Origin of the sequence: Candidatus Tisiphia endosymbiont of Nemotelus uliginosus (assembly GCF_964264835.1) — a bacterium.
GTDB lineage: Bacteria > Pseudomonadota > Alphaproteobacteria > Rickettsiales > Rickettsiaceae > Tisiphia.
In genome coordinates this window covers 1,334,289-1,352,676 of sequence record NZ_OZ183485.1, presented here as the reverse complement: position 1 = coordinate 1,352,676, position 18,388 = coordinate 1,334,289, and the positions used below count along the sequence as shown (strand labels likewise).

Here is an 18,388-nt window from a genome sequence, read left to right as displayed (position 1 = left end):
AATTGACTATAGTTGATTTAAATTATGCATTTGGTAAGGTTTGCCTGATTAAATTAATGGTTTCCTGAATACCAAACAGTTTGATAAATGTACCAAGGCGGGGGCCTTCAGTTTGACCTAATAATATTTGGTACAATTCTTTAAAATATTCTCTTAAATTCTCATAGCCATACTCGTTACCAATATCATAAATTTTTTCTTGTATCTGTTCTGCTGAAATATCTGCGGGCAGAGCCATTAACATAGATATTAATTGTTGTAAAATAACATTTTGTTGGCTATTAGGAGCCACATACACTTTATTTGCTTTAATGAAATCATTATAATAGCGAATGGCAAAATCTATCAAATGGTCAAGATAAGGAGCATTGTCTGGGGTAATGTCAGAGTTATATTTATTAATAAACCCCCAAAGAACTGATTTATCTTCTGGGTTACAAGCTGAAGCAAGATTTAATAATAAGCTAAAACTAATGCCAAAAGTTTCAATTATAGGCACTTGACCGTGATGGATATGATGTACGGGGTTACTATAACGTTTTACTTGATCAGTTTCTGTATGATATTTTTTGTTAAAAATAATATATTCATCAACATTTTTAGGTATAACATCAAAATGTAAACGTTTGGCTCGGGTAGGATTATTGTACATGAATAGGGACATACTTTCTATAGGAGCATATTGTAACCACTGCTCAACTGTAATACTATTACCTTTAGATTTAGAAATTTTTTCACCCTGTTCATTAAGGAATAATTCATAAAAGAATTGTACAGGTTCAGTGCCTCCAAGAATTCGGCAAATTTCAGAATATAACCTTGAATTAGGCATATGGTCTTTACCATACATTTCGTAATCAACCTGCAAGGCTGCCCAACGCATGCCAAAATCAGGTTTCCATTGGAGCTTACAATGTCCTTTTGTTACTGGTACTTCTACTACCTTACCTAGCTCATCTTGATATGCTATAGTGCCATTTTTAGGGTCGGTTTTAATAATAGGCACTTGCAGTACTATGCCAGTTTCTGGACAAATTGGCATGAAAGGGGAATAGGTAGATCTTCTTTCTTCTCTAAAAGTTGGTAGCATTAAGGCCATAATTTCGTCATATTTTTCAATGACTTTCAGCATCATTTGGTCAAACATTCCAGACTTATAGCACTGCGTACTGCTAAAAAATTCATATTCAAAACCAAATCTATCTAAGAAAGAGCGTAATTTAGAATTCATATACTCTCCATAACTTAAGGCTTCACCAAAAGGATCTGGAATAGATGTCAAAGGTTTGCCCAAATGTGATGCCAACATTTCGGGATTAGGAAGATTGCTTGGTACTTTGCGTAAACCATCCATATCGTCAGAAAAGCAGAGCAGTTTAGTAGGGATATTGGATAATTGTTTAAAAGCTTGCTGTACCATTATAGATCGCGCCACTTCTGCAAAGGTCCCAATATGTGGTAAGCCTGATGGACCATAACCTGTTGCAAATAGCACATAACCTTTAGCTGGTGCAATATTACCAATGCGGTCTAAAACTTTTTTGGCTTCTAAAAAAGGCCAAGCATTCGATTTAATTGCATTTTCTATGCTTTCTGTTTTTGACATTTTGATATCCATCTATTGATATTATAAATATCTTATAAAATTAGTTTATACCATTTCCTAACACTAAATTAGCGCTAGGAATACGAGTGTTTGCTACCTGCGCGTACAGACGTATATGTGAGGAAGAGAAGATCATGAAGTACGACGTGATAATTAGTTTTCGAAAATAGTATTATTTGAGTTGACTAGGGCCAATTGTCGTATTAAATCCACAATCTACGTAGTGTATTTCTCCCGTAACTCCAGATGATAAATCACTAAGCAGGTATAGCGCAGCACCAGCAACATCACGTTGAGTAGTGTTTTTACGTAATGGGGCAGCATTCTCATGCATAGATAACATACTTTTAAAATCATTAATACCGCTAGATGCTAAGGTTTTTATAGGTCCAGCAGATATTGCATTTACTCGAATATTATTTGGCCCCATATCAGAGGCAAGATATTTGACACTAGTTTCCAGTGCTGCTTTAGCCAGGCCCATGACGTTATAGTTTGGTACAACTTTTTGTGCACCGTAATAGGTTAAGGTGACTATTTTTCCACCGTCTTTCATCAAAGGTTCGGCGCGCCTTGCTAAGGCTGTTAAGGAATAACATGATATATTCATACTGTTAAGAAAATTTGGCAAGGTTGTATCTATATACCTACCTTTTAACTCATTCCTATCCGAAAAAGCTATAGAATGGACCAAAAAGTCCAATTTTCCCCACTTTTTTTTCACTACTTCAAATACAGCATCAAGAGAGTTCTCATCGGTTACATCACATGGAACCACAAAATCACAACCTACCTCTTCTGCCAATGGCATAACACGCTTTTCAAGTATTTCTCCTTGGTAGGTAAAGGCTAAATTCGCTCCATGTTCTTTAGCTATTTGAGCAATAGCCCAAGATATTGATAAATTATTTGCCACTCCTGTGATTAATCCTTTTTTTCCATTAAGTAATCCTGAGATGTTAGTTTGCATATATTCTCCAATGAACTTGATAGCTATACTCAATCGATTTCAAGAGTTGGATTTTATTTTAAGGGGTGAGCGCGCGGAGCGTACAAATAGTACGTGAGCACGCCGAAACCCCGATAAAATGAAAAAACAACTCTTGAAAGCCAAAGAGTATATAATTAAAGCTTGTTCAAACAATAGCATGATGTATATTTTTGTAAATAATTCTTTCTAAGTAATAACCAGAATGTTGATCTCTAAAAAATTAATTTTTGTAGCTGGCTTGGTAAGTGGGTTAGCCTTTGCTCCTATCTTTTTTATACCAGGATTGTTAGGGATTTCGTTACTATGCTACCAAGTAAAAATAGCTCGGGATTGGCAAGAAGCTGCTATAAGGGGGTTTATCTTTGGTTTTGGCCATTTTTTAACTAGTATGTATTGGATTAGTATAGGGGTTTCTGTTTATATTGAAGAATTTTGGTGGGCTATCCCTTTTGCTTTATTTGGTTTACCGATTATTCTGGCATTTTTTATTGCGGGGACATGTGGTTTTGCCTTTTTAGCCAAAAAATATAATTATTATCAATTTATATTTTGTATTAGTTGGGTATTTTTTGAATGGTTAAGATCCTGGATATTTACAGGATTACCTTGGAATTTACTAGGCTATGCTTTTGCCTTTTCTGACACTTTAATCCAAATAACAAGTCTTGTGGGAATATATGGATTGAGTTTTTTTGCTGTCTATATTGCTAGTAGCTTTTATACTATTTTGTCTAGAGAATATCATAAATTAAAAATATTAACGCTAAATTCATTGATAATTATTCTATTAATAGCTTCCTATGGTGGGCTGCGGTTATATAATAACCCAACTTATTTTGCTAATGTGAAACTTAGATTAGTGCAGCCCAGTATACCCCAATCTGCTAAATGGGATATTGAAGCATTTTGGAAAAATTTAGATTTACACATTAAATTATCTGAAAAACCAGGGAACGTAGATTTGATTATATGGTCAGAAGCTGCTTTAGTAGTACCATATATTTATGAGCCAGTTAAAATAAAAATATTGCAAATGTTAAAAAATAAAGGGGCAATTTTAATTACCGGGGGCGTAACAGAAAATGGTAAGATAGCTCAAGATTTAAAAATTTATACCAGCTTATACGCTTTAACTCCAGAAGGAATACAATTATTTGAGTACCATAAATCTCATCTAGTCCCCTTTGGGGAATATATGCCATTGCAAAAGTTATTACCTTTAAAGAAATTAACTCCTGGAATTTTAGATTATACGGCAGGAGATGGAGGGTTTGTTAAAGTTGATAGATATAATCTCACTATTAAGCCTCTTATTTGTTACGAATCAATTTTCCCCAATTTTGTTCGTATTTCTAATAAAGTAGCCGATTTGATCATTAATGTCACTAATGATGCATGGTATGGTAAATCTTCTGGCCCATACCAACATCTACATATTAGCCGAATGCGTAGTGTGGAAAATGGTCTGCCGATGATTAGAACAGCTAATAATGGTATCTCAGCTATAATAGATCCGGTAGGGAGAATTGTTCAATCTCTAGCTCTTAATGACGTAAATTATATAGATAGTTTTATACCAGTTAAACTCAAGTTTAAAACTCTCTATTCACAATTTGGAGATATATGTGCATTCTTAGCAATAATTATTACCTTTATTAGCTATAAACTTTTGCTGTCCAGGATTTCTCGAAACATAAGTAATATCATAGTACCCCACAGATTTTACAGGAGGGTTAAAATAATAAATTGAATAAGTGACTGAGAGTCACTAATCTCCGCTGAGAAACAAGCAACAGGAGGTATTAATGGACTCTCAATCACTATACCAAATATTATACATATTTTTAGATTGGCACCCAGCACGAATTAAAACATTTGCAGAATTAATTTGTGCAGTAGTAAAAGCTAAAACTGTGAGAATCAAAGAATTAGCACTGTATGTCGCTTCTAAAGGCAATTTGCATGCCAAGATTGTTAAAGTTGAGCGTTTGCTTTTAGAACAAAATATGTGCTTTATCATAGTACCCCACACTTATTGTTGAAGTTGAAAAGCATGCATAATGTGTTTTCGTAGTAATGAAAACACATTATGCATGCTTTTCAACTTCAACAATAAGTGTGGGGTACTATGGCAGAAGTCTATTATTATTAAATTATCATGCTTGTTAATAAAGTGCAATAGCTAAAACTTAGTGGCTGTTCGTGCTGTACCATGCGCATGGCTAGAAGGTGGAGTTGTTTGTTTGATTTTATCTGGGTTTTAGTTATGCTCACCTATTTAAGGTTATGGTTATTCATTGCCAGCATCTGAAGTTTGTGGTTTTTCTTCTATATTATTTTTATTTGGTTCGTAAGGTTTTTGGGTAGGTACAAAGGTAGGAGGTAATAATCTATGCGTAAAAAACCTATCTTCATAATATTTAATTTTTAAAGATTTAATAGGAGGAAAGGATTCAATTAAAACAATCTGTTCTTCTTTTGGTAATTGTATTACTTCCTGGGGTAGAAGCAAAGCTCTTTGAACTTGAGATATATTTTGGGTTCTAGTGGAAATATTAAGGTCAAAAAATATTGGTTTACTATAAGACCTTTGTTCAACTGTTTTATTACCCACTAATTGAGATATCAAATTAGCTGTTTCATAGTTATTAGCGGCAAAAGTAATACGGTAAGTAGAATTTGATAAAAAGGAATTCATACCAGCTTCCTCATAAGTGCCTTTAAGCTGTTGCGTGTCTTGGATAATTAAGAATAACCGTACCCTATATCCGCGGAAGAACGCAATGCCTGCTTTAAATGTATCCATTTTTCCTAACGTAGGAAATTCATCCAGTACGAACATAACTCCATAAGGTTCTTCTTTTAAATCTGGCATTTTGCGACTTAAAAATTCGGTAGCTTGTTGGTAGAATACTTGCATTAATTTTTGTAAACGTTGAATATTATCAGGTGTTAAGCCTACATATACTGTAGTTTTCTTTTTCTTGAATTCAAGAATGTTAAAATCTGACGTAGCAGTAGCAGCGTCAATTAAGGGATTCGCCCATAATTCTAGAGAAGAGTTGAGGGTAGAAATAACGCCAGAACGTTCTTTATCTGCCTTTTGTAAAAAAGCTGCTATGTTCATGTAAGCAACTGGATGTATTAGCTTTCCTAAAGTATCTAATACTACGGCTAAATTATATACCACATCATCGCTACGCATCGTTCTTACTACTTCCCCAAATGATTTAATTTTTGTTGGATCAGCAATTAAATATAATACTACCCCTAAAAATAAACTTCTGGCTTCATTGTTCCAAAAGTCTTTTTCTGGCATAATTAAATTTGAGATTTTTTGGACATCATCAACCATTTGCCCTGGTTTATTACTTACCCAATCTATAGGGTTATAGCAATGGGTTATACCATCGGGATTTGAAGGTTCCCATACGAATACTCTTTGTCCTTGCTTGGCTCGCCAGCCACTTGTTAATCCATGATTTTCTAATTTAATATCATGTACTATAACTGAATGTTGCCAGAATAATAAATTTGGAATTACAAAACCCACCCCTTTGCCTGAGCCAGTAGGAGCAAACAGTAAAGCATGTTGGAACCCATCAGCTACAAAATATCCTCCACTATCTTTGCCAAGTAACATACCGTGCTTAGCGCGTAATCCCGCTCTTTCTACATCTTCTATACTAGCCCAATGGGCATCACCATAAACTTTTTCTGGTTGTATAAAAAATTGTAAAGACTTAATTCTTTTTAAATTTTTATAATAAAATATAATTACTGTAAGCGGAGGGAGGAAAAAACACAGTAGCAATTTAATTTTTAAGTAATCATAGGCAGCAAAAGGGAGCCGGGTCCACGTACTTATTAACCATTTAGCGTATTTATAAGCTATATTTATGGCATTTAGATCAACATTGATAGCAGAAAGTGTATTAGTAACAAAGGCTATTAATGCCCCGCAAATCCAGATAGTACAAAATATCACTAATGGGTGAATTATTGAATGACCAAAGATATTACGGGTAATTTTTAGTATCTTATTCCAATCCATTTAATTTACCTTATTTTTACTATAATATATCTCTGAAATATATCTTTTCCCTGCGCTTCCACGTTTTAATTGAATTACAATATCTACAACTGCCAATATATATTTTTTTATTTCTTCGGGCGGCATTCCAAGACTAGCTTGCATGACCATAAGCTTAAGCTGTTCTAAAGCCATAGAGGGTGTATCAGCATGCAGGGTTGAAATAGATCCAGGATGTCCCGTATTAATTGCCCGTAAAAAACTAAAAGCTTCAGCTCCTCTAAGTTCACCTACGATAATTCTGTCTGGTCGCAGCCGTAAACAGGCTTCAATTAGATCTTGAGTAGTAACTTTTGCGCGGCCTTGTCCCCCTTTTGATACTAGTAAATGTAATTTATTAGGATGATTTGCTAATATTACTTCCCTAGCATCTTCAACCGTAATTAATCTTTCATCAGCAGGTATTTCTCCCAGCGCCGCATTGGTAAAAGTTGTTTTACCGGTGGAAGTGCCCCCACTAATAATAATATTTTTTTTAGCTAATACTGCATATCTAATAAATTCTTTTATATTTTTTTCTTTTAAGTACTTATTTAAAGTAATTGTGTTTTCATCAATTACTTCCCCAATAGCGGTAGAATCAAATGCCCCAAGCTTGTCATAGTCCTCTAAGGTAAGATTCATGGTACTCCCTTTTCTAATAGAATAACCTACTGAACCTGGTTCGCAGGCAGGAGGAAATATTATTTGAATACGGTAACCATTAGGTAGAGAAGCAGAAAGTAAAGGTTTTTCTTCCGAAATTATTTGATCAGTTGACTGTGCAACAAGCCTACCAAGAGATAATAGATGATCAAAATCAAGTTCGGGCATAGTTTTAGAAAATAGCTCTCCTTTCTTTTCAATCCATACTTCACCTGGCTTATTAACCATGATTTCATTAATTCCCTCTTCCGCAAACAATTCCTTAAATGGCAATAAAAATGTCTCTAGGGCAGCAAAATAAGAAGTCATCGGATTAATCGTGATTTTTTTAGTAGATTTTTAGGAAATTTATAATCTTTGTTAACATAGATTTTTATTATGGTTCCTTGATCTATAGTAGTTGAAGGTTTAAAGTCTTGTTGCCCAAGTATATCTTTCATAGTATCGGTGATATGGGTAAAAGCTTCTTTAGAAGCGGTTTGAGCTTGGGTCGGAGTACTAGCAGTTGCGGCCGTAGTAAGTAGAGAAGTAGAAGCGCTAGTGACTGCAGTCATTAAATTATTAAGCCTATCTGCAGCTATGGTACTCCCAGTGGTACTTCTTGCAGTAGTACAAGCTGTACTGATTAAGGTAAAAGCGTTGGATGTTTTATCAGTAATAGCATTCTGAACATCATTACAGATTCTATTAATTTTGTCTTCTGGGGTGCCTGCTCCATTATTAATACTTTGTGCAGTAGCTTGTATATTTTGAGCTATAGAAATGTTAGTAGCACTAGCTTGAGAATTAATAGGGGGCGCCACTACTTTATCTAAAGCATTTGCTACACCAATATTAAATGCAGATAGTAGTACAGCATTGGTCAGTCTTTCTTTGATTTTATTATCTACACGTCCCTGTTCTCCTTTTCTTCCTAAACTATCTACCGCTACAGCATCTAAGTTAATAGTATAGCCATGCGATAAATCAATACGGTTCCATATTATTGCTATTCTACCATAAGCTCCACTACTTCCCATCGCATAATTACCAAAGATTTTGGATCCTTTTGGAATTAAAATATTTTTATTTTGTTCAGAGAATACATCTCTACTAATTATTGCTCTTACTTCGCCACCAAAATCGCTACTAATTGCTGTTTCTAGCACTGCCTCAATTATTTTGCCGTGTGCAAGAAGTAAGGACATATCTCCGCGGTCTTGAAAAGAGGCTTCTGCTGCAATTTGTTCAGGCGTTTTAGCAGGAGGAGTTCCTTGCATTAACATTATTGCAGATTTTCTTTTGATCTCAGTACGATTTTTTTCCTCCTCAGTATGTATTAATTTTCCACTACTAGGCATGGTAATAGAAGAAGGAGGGGTGGGTACATCGAGCGATTCTTTAGTAGGAGTAATAGGTAATGGTTCAGTTTTAATTAATGGTGGAGGGGGAGGGAGTTCTATAGGCGCCTCTAATTTAGGAACTTCGGGTAATTTAGGTATTTCGTGCAGGTTAGTAGAAGAATCCTGAGCTGGTTTGGTTATATCCGTTGGCATTGGAGGAGGGGTAGTGGTAGAAATAGTATGGTCATTAAAGAAAAATTTAAAAAATATTATTAGGCATCCAATGAAAATAACTACTAGAATTACTAAGCTTTGTTTAGGATTAGTAGCTACCTTGGATAGCTCATTCTGAACTTCAGGAATGTCTTCTTCTGCTAGTTTACGAGAAGGATCTAGAGGATCTAACTGATTTTGGTCTGCCATAAATTATGTTATTAATTTAATAAAAATATTTCAATTTGTGACTATATTACTTAGATTGTGTTGACAAAATTTTTAGGTACTGTTTTGGCATGCTTTTCCTGCAAATAAATATAGGCAAATTATTAACTTAAATAAACAGTTAGTAGTGATATAATAAACTGGACGGCAAAGTATAATCCTCTGTAAATTTACGATTTATTAGAAGAAAATTTTGCTAAGCTGTCTAATTGCTTAAATTATTAGGATCTGTAATATTTGCCAGATTCTATTATTTTATTCGTGCTCTGATGTGCTAAATTTTTCTGAAGCACTAAGCCGCTTGTAAGAATTAGATTTCTTTTTGGGGTAGTAAAACCTTACCACATATACTAAATCTTTTTCTTCCCCTTCTTCTAATTCTTTAGAGATAATATCAAACTGGTATGTTCTTTTATTAGTCATTATAGTCATATTAGTTCTAATGTTTTTTTCTAATGGCTTAATAAATAACCTATTGCCTACAGGAGTCATTTTCCAAGCATAAGATTCTCCTAAAATAATATTTTCAACTTCTTCGTTTTTGGCGAATTCTATACTTGACTGAAAACCATAATGTAACACTAATAAATACACTTCATTAGGGTTATGTATATAAGTTTTTATTCTATTATCAGTAGTAATGGATAGATCATCATTATAATCATTAAATGCAAGGGTAGCATTTATTTTACTTATAAATAGGCCTAATAAAATTATATTAAGAAAAAAAGCTCTAACTATTATCATCGTCTACTCTATAGCCATTAATTTGAAATCCTACAGGATTAATATCGCGATCTGCATCTGTTAATATCATGGGAATATATGCAAAACTTACTACTGATATTTTATTAAATACATTTTTAGAGCCAGCTGTTTCAGTAATAGAAAACCGGACTATATACTTATTTTCCTCTAATTTTGACCAAGATTTAATTGTTAAATATGTTGTATTACCTTGACTATATTTAACTACAGGATCTATTTCTTTATCTTTTATATATCCCAGGTAATTATAATATATTGCACTTGAAGAAAGTAATCTAATAGTTTTTCGTGCTTCTGTATCAAAATCAACAGGATTGTATGTTTCTCTGGCAATTAGATATTTTTTAATAAAATATTTAGCAAGTGCTTCGTTACCTTCTAACATGCTTGAAGAGATAGGATTTACAATCGTTGCTCTTCCGGTATTATTATCAACTTGAATTACAAAAGGACTAAATTCTCTAGCATTTACTATAAACACTATAGATCCCACGGATACCATTATAAGAATTATTAGCAATATAGATGATACTACTAAAATATTCCGTTGAACAATTAACTTATCTGTTCTTTCTTCATACCAATTTTTAGTCGTTTTAACAAAATTGCTATCTTGCTTTATTTCTTGCCCTAACTGTAGTGCTGTAGTAGGTGATTTTATTGTTTTGAGGATAGTGCTTAACTTAAACATTTTATACTTAAATAATATATTTACATTGCTTGACAATATTATGTAGCAATTTATAGAAAAAGGTAAATAAAAAAATGTTTCTATACTACTTTTTTTTTATTTTCCATTATGTTACTTGTAAATAAAGAATTAGTATATAATAGAGCAAACAAAGATTAGGATTGGAAAACAAGGGGTAAAATAATAATATAGAGGTTGGCAATTATTCTTAACATAGTCTGTGATATACTCAAATGACAAAACAACTCTTAAAAGGCGAAGAGTATATTTCGCTATATCTAAGGAGACTAGATAAAATACCCTATGCTTTATCAATAGACTTCTTTCCAAGCTCTACTCGAGATGGTAATTTGTACGTCGAGTCTAGGCTCAAACCCTCACGTACATTTAAGTAGGCTGCGGCCCTACGCTCCGAGCCTTCTTCAAATTCCCTACCAGAAGCGAGCTCTAAAAGAAGTCTAATATATACTCCTCTTCAGATGAATTTGCATGCGTCGTTGCGCAATGCTCGCCTATTATCTATAGGCTTCGCTCCATCGCGCCTAGCAGCAAAATCATCTGAAGAGGAGTATAGAGAATGGCGTTATATAATAGCGCAAATGCCAGTTAAATAGGATAGGTTATTTTGTCTAGCGTCCTAATATACTATACTCTACGAACTTCAAGAATTAGCGGATGTACTGCCATCAAGATTTGCAGATAGTTACCTCCTAATCTAGTATTGCTTGCACTCCTTCAGGCTTTGCTATTGCCTAGCTCTTCTTGAAGTTAATTCTATCGTATCCAACTCTTCGGATACGAGTAATATACTAATACATTTTTAAATAGGGGAATATTTCATAATCAACTTAAGGATTGCTACTAAATCTGTTTGTTGCTATTTTTATCACTAAGTTTATTGCTCCTTATTCACTTAAGGGCAGATTATTTATTACTGCCACCAAAAGAGTAAATTAATTTACCGATTATGGCTTCGATGCTAACAGAGGACTGAGTATATTTTACTTGGTCATTAGCAGCTAAAGTTTCCTCAGATGAGCCAGGCGTTACTGCAATATATTTGCCTCCTAACAAGCCACTTGTTACTATAGCTAAGCTAGTATCTTTTGGTAATTTTATTTCATTATTGATATTAATAGTTAATAAAGCGAAAAAGCTTGTTTTATCTAAAATAATATTGGTTACAGAACCAATTTTTACTCCGGCTAACATTACGTCACTACCATTAATGATCCCTTCGGCATTTTGAAAAGAAGCAGTAACAGTATACCCCTTGTCTATTTTGGATGAATTTCCCATCTTATAGGCAAAGCTAAAAAATACTAACGCTATAATTATTACTGCAAAACCAACTACAGTTTCTATGACATGCTGTTTCATTATTTTATTTACCTAACGGTTTCCATTTATTGTATTTTATTTTGTCTTCAGTTTTTTCTGGTGATACATTGACTGATTTGGTACCCGAGATATTTGGAGAATATGCAAGTTGCCATGGGAGGTGGCTATTATTTTGGGGTATCTCATCAATCATATAGTGCAGCCAGGCATGCCAAATTGGAGGTACTTTTGTTGCTTCTACTGTCCCTTTGTAAATTACTTGCCTTCTAAAGCGCCCTAAATAATCTTGTTTGCTACTTTCATAATATCTATTTCCAAATTGATCTTTTCCTATTTCCTTAGAAAAAATATAGATAAACAAATTATTTATAAATGACATTTTAATAATTTTATAGCAGTTTCTTTTCCTTTTACAGCTAATTTATCTGCTGCTTCATTTCCTTTGTTATTAGCATGCCCTTTCACCCAATGCCAAATAATATCATGTTTATTTAATTCATTGTACAGCTCTTGCCATAAGTCAGTATTCTTTATAGGGTGTTTATTGCTTTTATACCAATTGTTTTTTATCCATTTATTAATCCACTTTGTTATGCCAAGTTGTAAATATTGGCTATCCGTATATAACTCAACATGACATGATTTTTTTAGGGTTTGTAGAGCTTTAATGGCTGCGGTCATTTCCATACGATTATTGGTAGTATTAAGTTCATGACCAAATATTTCCTTATAAACTTTGTCAAACTGCAATAATACCCCCCACCCCCCTGGCCCTGGATTACCTGAACATGCTCCATCAGTATATATTATAACTTTCGGTAAAGCTGTTTGATTTGTTAAAATATTATGAGTTTGTAAATTCATTAATCCTAACCAATTATTAATTAAATTGGTTTAGTAGGTTTACGAAATTTATCTAGAATTATTATATTATCAGTGGAACTAAAATTATTTTCGCTAGTAGGAGAGGTAATAATATTTGTCTTGTCCCTTTTATAATTTAAATCTGTAGATTTAATAATTTCAGGAATAAATTTTAAGTTATATCCGCTATTAGGATCAGCAAAATTGGTGATAGAATCAAAAGGTATATAGATGTTTTCTTTAATGTTATCAAAGCTAACAGTGAGAGAAATTCCGCTAGACATTACAGTTAAATTTTCAAATTGATATTGAATTACTATGGTTATTTCTTTAGGATAACATTTTTTTACTTTAGAGGATAAGACCACGGCTGGGTGATCGGTTCGATAAGAAATATATAAGGCTTGATTTTGTTGCAGTTTATTACTACAAATTCTTAATAAAATTTTTTTGGCAAATTCTAACATGCATTCATTAAGAAATTTCCAATATGAGATACTCATCTTATATAATACAAAAATATACAGTGAAATTCAGAGGAGGATTTTGCTCCATATAACTAAGTTCTGTGAACATTTCTATCTAATGGCCGATTTCGTCGTTATTTTCGTTCTCGAATCCCCACGTACATTTAGTACCTTGCGGTTCTGCGAGCGAAAATGCCTATAAATCTACTTATTACATAGAAATGTTCACAGAACCTAGTGCGAGCTATCATTTATACCATTTCCGAAAACTAATCATCTACGTTTGTCGCACTTCATGATCTCCTGCTCCTCACGTATACGTCTGTACGCGCAGGTAGCGGGCACTCGTACTCCTAGTGCTAATTTAGTTCCCGGAAATGGTATTATTCCTAACTTGTTACGAATAAATTAGTGCATTATGAAAGCTCGTTAACAAAATGTCTATAAAAACACGGGACTTTTCTGTTGCCCGGTAAGTCCCCAACCGCGCAAAACTATGCAGCAGCTAGTGCTGAATTGTTTGCGAAACGTTCATTATTGTTTGCGTTTCTTTTTTGTAACCCATATGACTTTATAAGTCCGGTGGAATTATACCGAGTAAAGATAATTTCTTTATTAAGCACGTCGATCCTATTTCGCTCCCATAACTTAAGATACTTAAAAGTTCCAACTAAATAATTAATGAATTGATTCTTCAAGACTTTATTGGTGGTGGAAGCGCCGGGTACCGCCCCCGGGTCCGCAACTTCTATTCTAAATTACGTTTATTACTATAGTTGCATAGCAACAAGATTAATGGTACCTCAATTGTGCAAAAATGTAAAGCGCTATTTTAAGCACATCCAGTTCTTGAGATCAAATGAATATACTCTAGGAACTTCAAGAATTGAGCTCTATCGTGTCTCAAGATCGGCGGTGCTTGTATATCTCACATACTAATATGTACTGCTTGCGCTCCTTGACCCTTTGGCTCCTGCTACTATCTTGATTTTCATCGAGTATATCATATCGCGCCCGATGTTAAATTAATTATATTAAATGAACATTTCATACTATATAATTTATAGCTTAATAAAATTATCTTAACTAATAAGAAGATTGAGCAAACCAATTTTCGGAAAAGAAAAAAAATAACTTGATTTTATAATTATTAATTTCTATCAAGCCTATTGTTTAGGATGGTAAGAAATGCAATAATGTTGTTTTAATTTAAAGAGCTCTAAATTTTATGAAAATAATACAGTTCCTTATATTGATTATATTACCTTTCTGTATAATTGGTTGTAGTGAGAGAGAGGCAAATAAAGAGATAATAGTGGCTACATCAGCAGATAATCCCCCTTATGAGTTTATTCAAGATGGACAGATAGTAGGGCTTGATATTGACATTATCAATGCCATAGCCGAGAAGTTAGAACAAAAAATTGTTATTAAAAATTTTGATTTTAATGGTTTATTGGCAGCTTTAGCTACTAAAAATAGTGATATCGTGATAGCTGGATTAAGTGTAACAGAAGAGCGCAAGAAATATGTTAGTTTCTCCACTCCTTATATAGAAACTCGAGTTTCGGTATTATATCGACTAGCAGATGAAATAAAATGTATTAAGGATTTAGAGAATAAGGTAATAGGTGTACAGTTAGGTACTACATGGGAAATAATAGCTAAGAATTTAACTAAACAGGTTAATATTAAAATAAATAGTTTATCAAATAATTTGATGTTAGTGGAAGAACTAAAGACGAAAGCTATAGATGCAGTATTATTAGAAGAATTACAGGCTAAACAGTTTATAGCAAATAATCATCAACTTGGAAGCTTTAGCTTAACTGAGTTTGGGTCCAGTTTAGCCATTGCAATGGAAAAAAATTCCAAACTAATGCCACAAGTTAATAAAGCAATCATGGAGCTAGAGCAAGATGGGACAATTAACAGAATAAGGAAAAAATGGCTTCAACAGTAAATACTGAGCAATTTAAAAGAGCTTTGGGTACCTTTCCTAGCGGGATTACTATTGTAACTACCTCATATAATAATAAGTTATTTGGACTGACAGTTACTTCTTTTACTTCTGTATCCTTGTTACCACCTCTAATCTTGTTCTGTATTAATAAACAGGCTCATAGCATTAAAGCTTTTACCAGTAGTCAATATTTTGCTGTTAGTATTTTAGCGGACAATCAAACCGCTCTTTCTAGGCATTTTGCTTACCCGCAACTTGATAAATTTGCTAGCGTTTTATATCATTTAGGAGCGAGCAGTAAATGTCCATTAATTGACAGAGCTGTATGTCATATTGAATGTAATAAATTTAATCAATATAGTGCGGGAGATCATATGATAGTAATTGGGGAAGTAGTACATACGGTGGTTAACGATGAGTTAACGCCTCTAATCTACCACCGAGGAGCTAAATGATGGTATTGGATAAGATAGTAAATTTACCATCTTCTTCTGTTACTATAGGGCTTTGTGGAGCTACAGGTAAAATGGGAAAAGTAGTGATGCAAAGAATAGAAAAATTTAGTAACTGCCGAATTGTAGCAACCTTTTCACGACAAAATAATATTAGAGAACTTACAGAATTTTGTCGTAGTTGCGAAGTAATTATTGACTTTTCTGATAGAGAGATATTAGAAAAACTACTTAATTGTGCTTTAGTGTATAAAAATAAATTAGTGATTGGCACTACAGGCCTTACGCAAGAGCAAATTTCTCTTATTAAGGGTATTTCTAAAGAGCTGGCAATATTATATTCACCTAATATGAGTTTAGGGGCAAATTTACTATCGGTATTAGCTACGCAAGCTTCTAAGTTTTTGGGGGAAAGCTATGATATAGAAATTGTAGATTGGCATCATCGGTTAAAAAATGATGCTCCTTCAGGTACTGCTATAATGTTAGGGGAGACTCTTGCTAAAAGCAGAAATTTAGATTTTACTGAATGTGCAGTATTTTCGCGTAACCAGAAAGGGAAGAGAGCTGCGAATGAGATTGGTATTGTGTCTGTTAGGGGCGGGCAAGTGCATGGAGAACATAATATATTATTTTTAGGAGATAACGAAGTTATTAGCCTAAAACATACAGCGTTAAGTAGAGAATCTTTTGCTGATGGCGCTATACAGGCAGCGCTTTGGGTAGCTAAGAAGGAGCCAGGGCTTTATTCGATGCAAGATATATTTTGTTTGAATTCTAAGTTGTAAATTTAGTTGCATTAGCTCAGTAATGTACAGGAATATAGGAATAGTAAATAGCTACCGCTTAATCGAAAAATAGCGGGAATTTTGCAAGTCAATAGTGTACCTAATTTCAAAAAATTTGCCTATATTTGTAGACAAAACATGCCAAAAAAGGACCTAAAAAATTTTGTCAACAGAACCTAGATAGAATTCGCTAAGAAAATGCCTTAGAATTGTCTAAGAAGAAGATAGCAAAACTTTTTAGACAAAGATAATGAATAGCACTAGAAAAGAGTAGACCTCTTGCATAACCTAAAGATAATTGAGGAATTTTTAGGAAAAACGAAGTTGAGTACCGCAGCGTACTTAAATTGTACGTGAGGAACGGAGACGAGTTTTGACAACAAAATTACCAATTAGATTAGGTTATGCAAGAGGTCTAGTGGGTTATTGTAAATAGAGCATAAATGGGCGCCAGATACATCAACGCGTAGAAAATTTCAATCTAGTTGATAATGCTAACAAGTTTTTCGTCGTTATGCCTGTTACAGTGTAGGGTTATAGGTTTTTTGTGAAGCCAATAAACATCCAACAGTTGAAAAGTTAATATTTTAGTTAATAATTGATTGATTAAATATTGCAAAATTTTCTATAAATTTGTATAATGGTGAGGTAATGATTTGTAATATAAATAAGGAGTAAATTATGCCTCAATCTGTAGAATGGCTTGAAACTTTTGGGCGTTACGCTCCAGGTAATAGGTGGCAGCATCTAAAACCCCCGCGTAAGAAGGAGCAAGGCAAGGATAAGCCAAAAGTATCCATACCTACCTCTTGGAACGATGATGCCAAAGATTTGACCAATCAAATACTTGGTGACAATCCTGACCTTAAGAAGAGTGTACAATGGAATGTGGGTACAGTTTATATGGATATGGCTAGTCTTGTCCGCATTGCAGAAAAAATATTAGCGCAGGGAATAGGGCTACCTGCTTTTTATCAAAAGGAAGTACTTCCTCATATGCTGCAAAATGATCTATCTAGTAGCGTTGCGGTAGTAGTTAGTAATGAGACCCTACCAAAAGTAGTATCTCAGGATAAAGTATTACAGGACCAGGAAGGTAGCGCAACTTCACATACGCAGTGTCAAAAGTACAGGTTGTTAACATCCCATCGCAAGATACGAATAGTTTTATATTAGCGAGTGGCTGCAGTCATCAAACATCCACTGATGTCTCCCATACGCAAAATGACGAAGTGAAGGAACTAGGAATATAGCTCTTTTCCCTATCATATTCTGATTAAAATATCTTCAATAATATTTCCTTACGTGCTTGTATACTCGTTCTTGCCTCCATTGTTTAACCTGCCATAAATGTTTAGAAGGTTAGATTTTTATTTGAGGCAATATGTTCGATTTTTATAGTTGACAATAAACACATCCCGGTTTATCGGCAGGGATTTGTGTTTAGCACCTCCTTTAGGCCCCGGCTAGTTTGCATAGTGTTCTTTCAAGACCATTTATTGTAAGATAAGTTAATAACCTTTGATTGTTTATTTTGTATAATATTTACATTTTTACTATAATGTGATTTACTACAATCTCCAAAAACATATATTTAATTAAATTTTTGAATTTTACTATAAAGTAAGAGGAACAATGGCTTTGTATAGTCAATTGACATGAACTAACTACATAGTTGCTTCAATGGTGATTAGAGTAAGTTCTAAGCTTTAGGCTCTAGTATCTGATTCATCGGATACTAAATTGCTTTCTTCACATTAGGTCGTCGTATTTCGGGATTCGTCGTGCTCATCTAGATCTACTAGGTTCCGCGCGTCTCACCACTCATACCCCTACTACTATCTTGAAAGCAACTTGGTATGAATTGATTATAGTGGCCGCGGGGCAGTTGGCAAGATAAGCATATAATTTTTATGTTTACAGAAGCAACAGCTAGGTAATATTCAGGTTTTTGGG

General features: G+C 33.9%; 18 protein-coding genes and 1 other RNA gene. 6 read left to right on the top strand and 13 right to left on the bottom strand.

All coding sequences use genetic code 11. The annotated features are described in order from the left end of the window. Positions 1-22 precede the first annotated feature (22 nt). Both ACFELV_RS05920 and ACFELV_RS05915 read right to left on the bottom strand, forming a co-directional pair. Positions 23-1,606 (bottom strand): lysine--tRNA ligase, encoded by a 1,584-nt coding sequence (locus ACFELV_RS05920; protein WP_375327162.1) that lies wholly within the window; start codon positions 1,604-1,606, stop codon positions 23-25. Positions 1,607-1,778: 172 nt separating this feature from the next. Next, positions 1,779-2,576 carry an enoyl-ACP reductase gene (locus ACFELV_RS05915; protein ID WP_375327161.1) on the bottom strand — a complete coding sequence of 266 codons (798 nt, stop codon included), beginning with the start codon at positions 2,574-2,576 and terminating at the stop codon, positions 1,779-1,781. A 223-nt stretch (positions 2,577-2,799) separates the two neighbouring features. Here ACFELV_RS05915 and lnt point away from each other — a divergent pair, with 223 nt between their 5' ends. Both lnt and ACFELV_RS05905 read left to right on the top strand, forming a co-directional pair. Beyond that, positions 2,800-4,347, top strand: a complete 1,548-nt coding sequence (gene lnt / locus ACFELV_RS05910) for an apolipoprotein N-acyltransferase (protein ID WP_375327160.1) — start codon at positions 2,800-2,802, stop codon at positions 4,345-4,347. Positions 4,348-4,402: 55 nt separating this feature from the next. Continuing rightward, entirely contained in the window at positions 4,403-4,639 is a 237-nt protein-coding gene (locus ACFELV_RS05905; protein WP_375326287.1) for a hypothetical protein, read from the top strand. Here ACFELV_RS05905 and ACFELV_RS05900 read toward each other — a convergent pair. The 11 genes from ACFELV_RS05900 to ssrA form a co-directional block, all read right to left on the bottom strand. Beyond that, positions 4,630-4,776: a hypothetical protein gene (locus ACFELV_RS05900; RefSeq protein ID WP_375327159.1), complete on the bottom strand. Its 147-nt coding sequence runs from the start codon at positions 4,774-4,776 to the stop codon at positions 4,630-4,632. The genes ACFELV_RS05905 and ACFELV_RS05900 overlap by 10 nt on opposite strands. A 111-nt stretch (positions 4,777-4,887) precedes the next feature. Beyond that, positions 4,888-6,651 (bottom strand): type IV secretory system conjugative DNA transfer family protein, encoded by a 1,764-nt coding sequence (locus ACFELV_RS05895; RefSeq protein WP_375327158.1) that lies wholly within the window; start codon positions 6,649-6,651, stop codon positions 4,888-4,890. Then, positions 6,652-7,644, bottom strand: coding sequence for a P-type DNA transfer ATPase VirB11 (virB11, locus tag ACFELV_RS05890; RefSeq protein WP_375327157.1), 993 nt, complete (start codon positions 7,642-7,644; stop codon positions 6,652-6,654). It lies immediately after the preceding gene. Beyond that, positions 7,641-9,080, bottom strand: a complete 1,440-nt coding sequence (locus ACFELV_RS05885; RefSeq protein ID WP_375327156.1) for a TrbI/VirB10 family protein — start codon at positions 9,078-9,080, stop codon at positions 7,641-7,643. Before ACFELV_RS05885 ends, virB11 begins: the two co-directional genes overlap by 4 nt. A gap of 273 nt (positions 9,081-9,353) precedes the next feature. After that, on the bottom strand, positions 9,354-9,845 hold the full coding sequence (locus tag ACFELV_RS05880; protein ID WP_375327155.1) for a TrbG/VirB9 family P-type conjugative transfer protein: 492 nt from the start codon (positions 9,843-9,845) through the stop codon (positions 9,354-9,356). Next, positions 9,832-10,593, bottom strand: coding sequence for a virB8 family protein (locus ACFELV_RS05875; RefSeq protein ID WP_375327154.1), 762 nt, complete (start codon positions 10,591-10,593; stop codon positions 9,832-9,834). The genes ACFELV_RS05880 and ACFELV_RS05875 overlap by 14 nt, the downstream gene beginning before the upstream one ends. Before the next feature lie 888 nt (positions 10,594-11,481). Then, entirely contained in the window at positions 11,482-11,937 is a 456-nt protein-coding gene (mlaD, locus tag ACFELV_RS05865) for an outer membrane lipid asymmetry maintenance protein MlaD (RefSeq protein ID WP_375327153.1), read from the bottom strand. Positions 11,938-11,941: 4 nt separating this feature from the next. After that, the gene (locus tag ACFELV_RS05860) at positions 11,942-12,259 is read right to left on the bottom strand and encodes an NADH-ubiquinone oxidoreductase subunit NDUFA12 family protein (RefSeq protein ID WP_375327152.1); all 318 of its coding nucleotides are present in this window, start codon (positions 12,257-12,259) and stop codon (positions 11,942-11,944) included. A 5-nt stretch (positions 12,260-12,264) separates the two neighbouring features. Beyond that, positions 12,265-12,762, bottom strand: a complete 498-nt coding sequence (gene rnhA / locus ACFELV_RS05855; protein ID WP_375327151.1) for a ribonuclease HI — start codon at positions 12,760-12,762, stop codon at positions 12,265-12,267. 20 nt (positions 12,763-12,782) lie between these two features. Continuing rightward, complete coding sequence (locus ACFELV_RS05850) at positions 12,783-13,265, bottom strand: ClpXP protease specificity-enhancing factor SspB (protein WP_375327150.1); 483 nt, start codon at positions 13,263-13,265, stop codon at positions 12,783-12,785. 414 nt (positions 13,266-13,679) lie between these two features. Beyond that, positions 13,680-14,057: a transfer-messenger RNA gene (gene ssrA / locus ACFELV_RS05845) on the bottom strand. Between the two features lie 409 nt (positions 14,058-14,466). Here ssrA and ACFELV_RS05840 point away from each other — a divergent pair. From ACFELV_RS05840 to ACFELV_RS05825, 4 genes are all read left to right on the top strand, one after another. After that, the gene (locus tag ACFELV_RS05840) at positions 14,467-15,192 is read left to right on the top strand and encodes a transporter substrate-binding domain-containing protein (RefSeq protein ID WP_375327541.1); all 726 of its coding nucleotides are present in this window, start codon (positions 14,467-14,469) and stop codon (positions 15,190-15,192) included. Next, the gene (locus tag ACFELV_RS05835; RefSeq protein WP_375327149.1) at positions 15,177-15,647 is read left to right on the top strand and encodes a flavin reductase family protein; all 471 of its coding nucleotides are present in this window, start codon (positions 15,177-15,179) and stop codon (positions 15,645-15,647) included. The genes ACFELV_RS05840 and ACFELV_RS05835 overlap by 16 nt, the downstream gene beginning before the upstream one ends. Continuing rightward, positions 15,647-16,432, top strand: a complete 786-nt coding sequence (gene dapB, locus ACFELV_RS05830; protein ID WP_375327540.1) for a 4-hydroxy-tetrahydrodipicolinate reductase — start codon at positions 15,647-15,649, stop codon at positions 16,430-16,432. Before ACFELV_RS05835 ends, dapB begins: the two co-directional genes overlap by 1 nt. 681 nt (positions 16,433-17,113) lie before the next feature. After that, on the top strand, positions 17,114-17,608 hold the full coding sequence (locus ACFELV_RS05825) for a hypothetical protein (protein ID WP_375327148.1): 495 nt from the start codon (positions 17,114-17,116) through the stop codon (positions 17,606-17,608). Positions 17,609-18,388 lie beyond the last annotated feature (780 nt).

Excerpts from the sequence above, each read along its gene's own strand:
- ACFELV_RS05920 (WP_375327162.1), bottom strand. The coding sequence starts at position 1,606 with ATGTCAAAAACAGAAAGCATAGAAAATGCAATTAAATCGAATGCTTGG.
- ACFELV_RS05915 (WP_375327161.1), bottom strand. The coding sequence starts at position 2,576 with ATGCAAACTAACATCTCAGGATTACTTAATGGAAAAAAAGGATTAATC.
- lnt (WP_375327160.1), top strand. The coding sequence starts at position 2,800 with ATGTTGATCTCTAAAAAATTAATTTTTGTAGCTGGCTTGGTAAGTGGG.
- ACFELV_RS05905 (WP_375326287.1), top strand. The coding sequence starts at position 4,403 with ATGGACTCTCAATCACTATACCAAATATTATACATATTTTTAGATTGG.
- ACFELV_RS05895 (WP_375327158.1), bottom strand. The coding sequence starts at position 6,651 with ATGGATTGGAATAAGATACTAAAAATTACCCGTAATATCTTTGGTCAT.
- virB11 (WP_375327157.1), bottom strand. The coding sequence starts at position 7,644 with ATGACTTCTTATTTTGCTGCCCTAGAGACATTTTTATTGCCATTTAAG.
- ACFELV_RS05885 (WP_375327156.1), bottom strand. The coding sequence starts at position 9,080 with ATGGCAGACCAAAATCAGTTAGATCCTCTAGATCCTTCTCGTAAACTA.
- ACFELV_RS05880 (WP_375327155.1), bottom strand. The coding sequence starts at position 9,845 with ATGATAATAGTTAGAGCTTTTTTTCTTAATATAATTTTATTAGGCCTA.
- mlaD (WP_375327153.1), bottom strand. The coding sequence starts at position 11,937 with ATGAAACAGCATGTCATAGAAACTGTAGTTGGTTTTGCAGTAATAATT.
- rnhA (WP_375327151.1), bottom strand. The coding sequence starts at position 12,762 with ATGAATTTACAAACTCATAATATTTTAACAAATCAAACAGCTTTACCG.
- ACFELV_RS05850 (WP_375327150.1), bottom strand. The coding sequence starts at position 13,265 with ATGAGTATCTCATATTGGAAATTTCTTAATGAATGCATGTTAGAATTT.
- ACFELV_RS05835 (WP_375327149.1), top strand. The coding sequence starts at position 15,177 with ATGGCTTCAACAGTAAATACTGAGCAATTTAAAAGAGCTTTGGGTACC.
- dapB (WP_375327540.1), top strand. The coding sequence starts at position 15,647 with ATGGTATTGGATAAGATAGTAAATTTACCATCTTCTTCTGTTACTATA.
- ACFELV_RS05825 (WP_375327148.1), top strand. The coding sequence starts at position 17,114 with ATGCCTCAATCTGTAGAATGGCTTGAAACTTTTGGGCGTTACGCTCCA.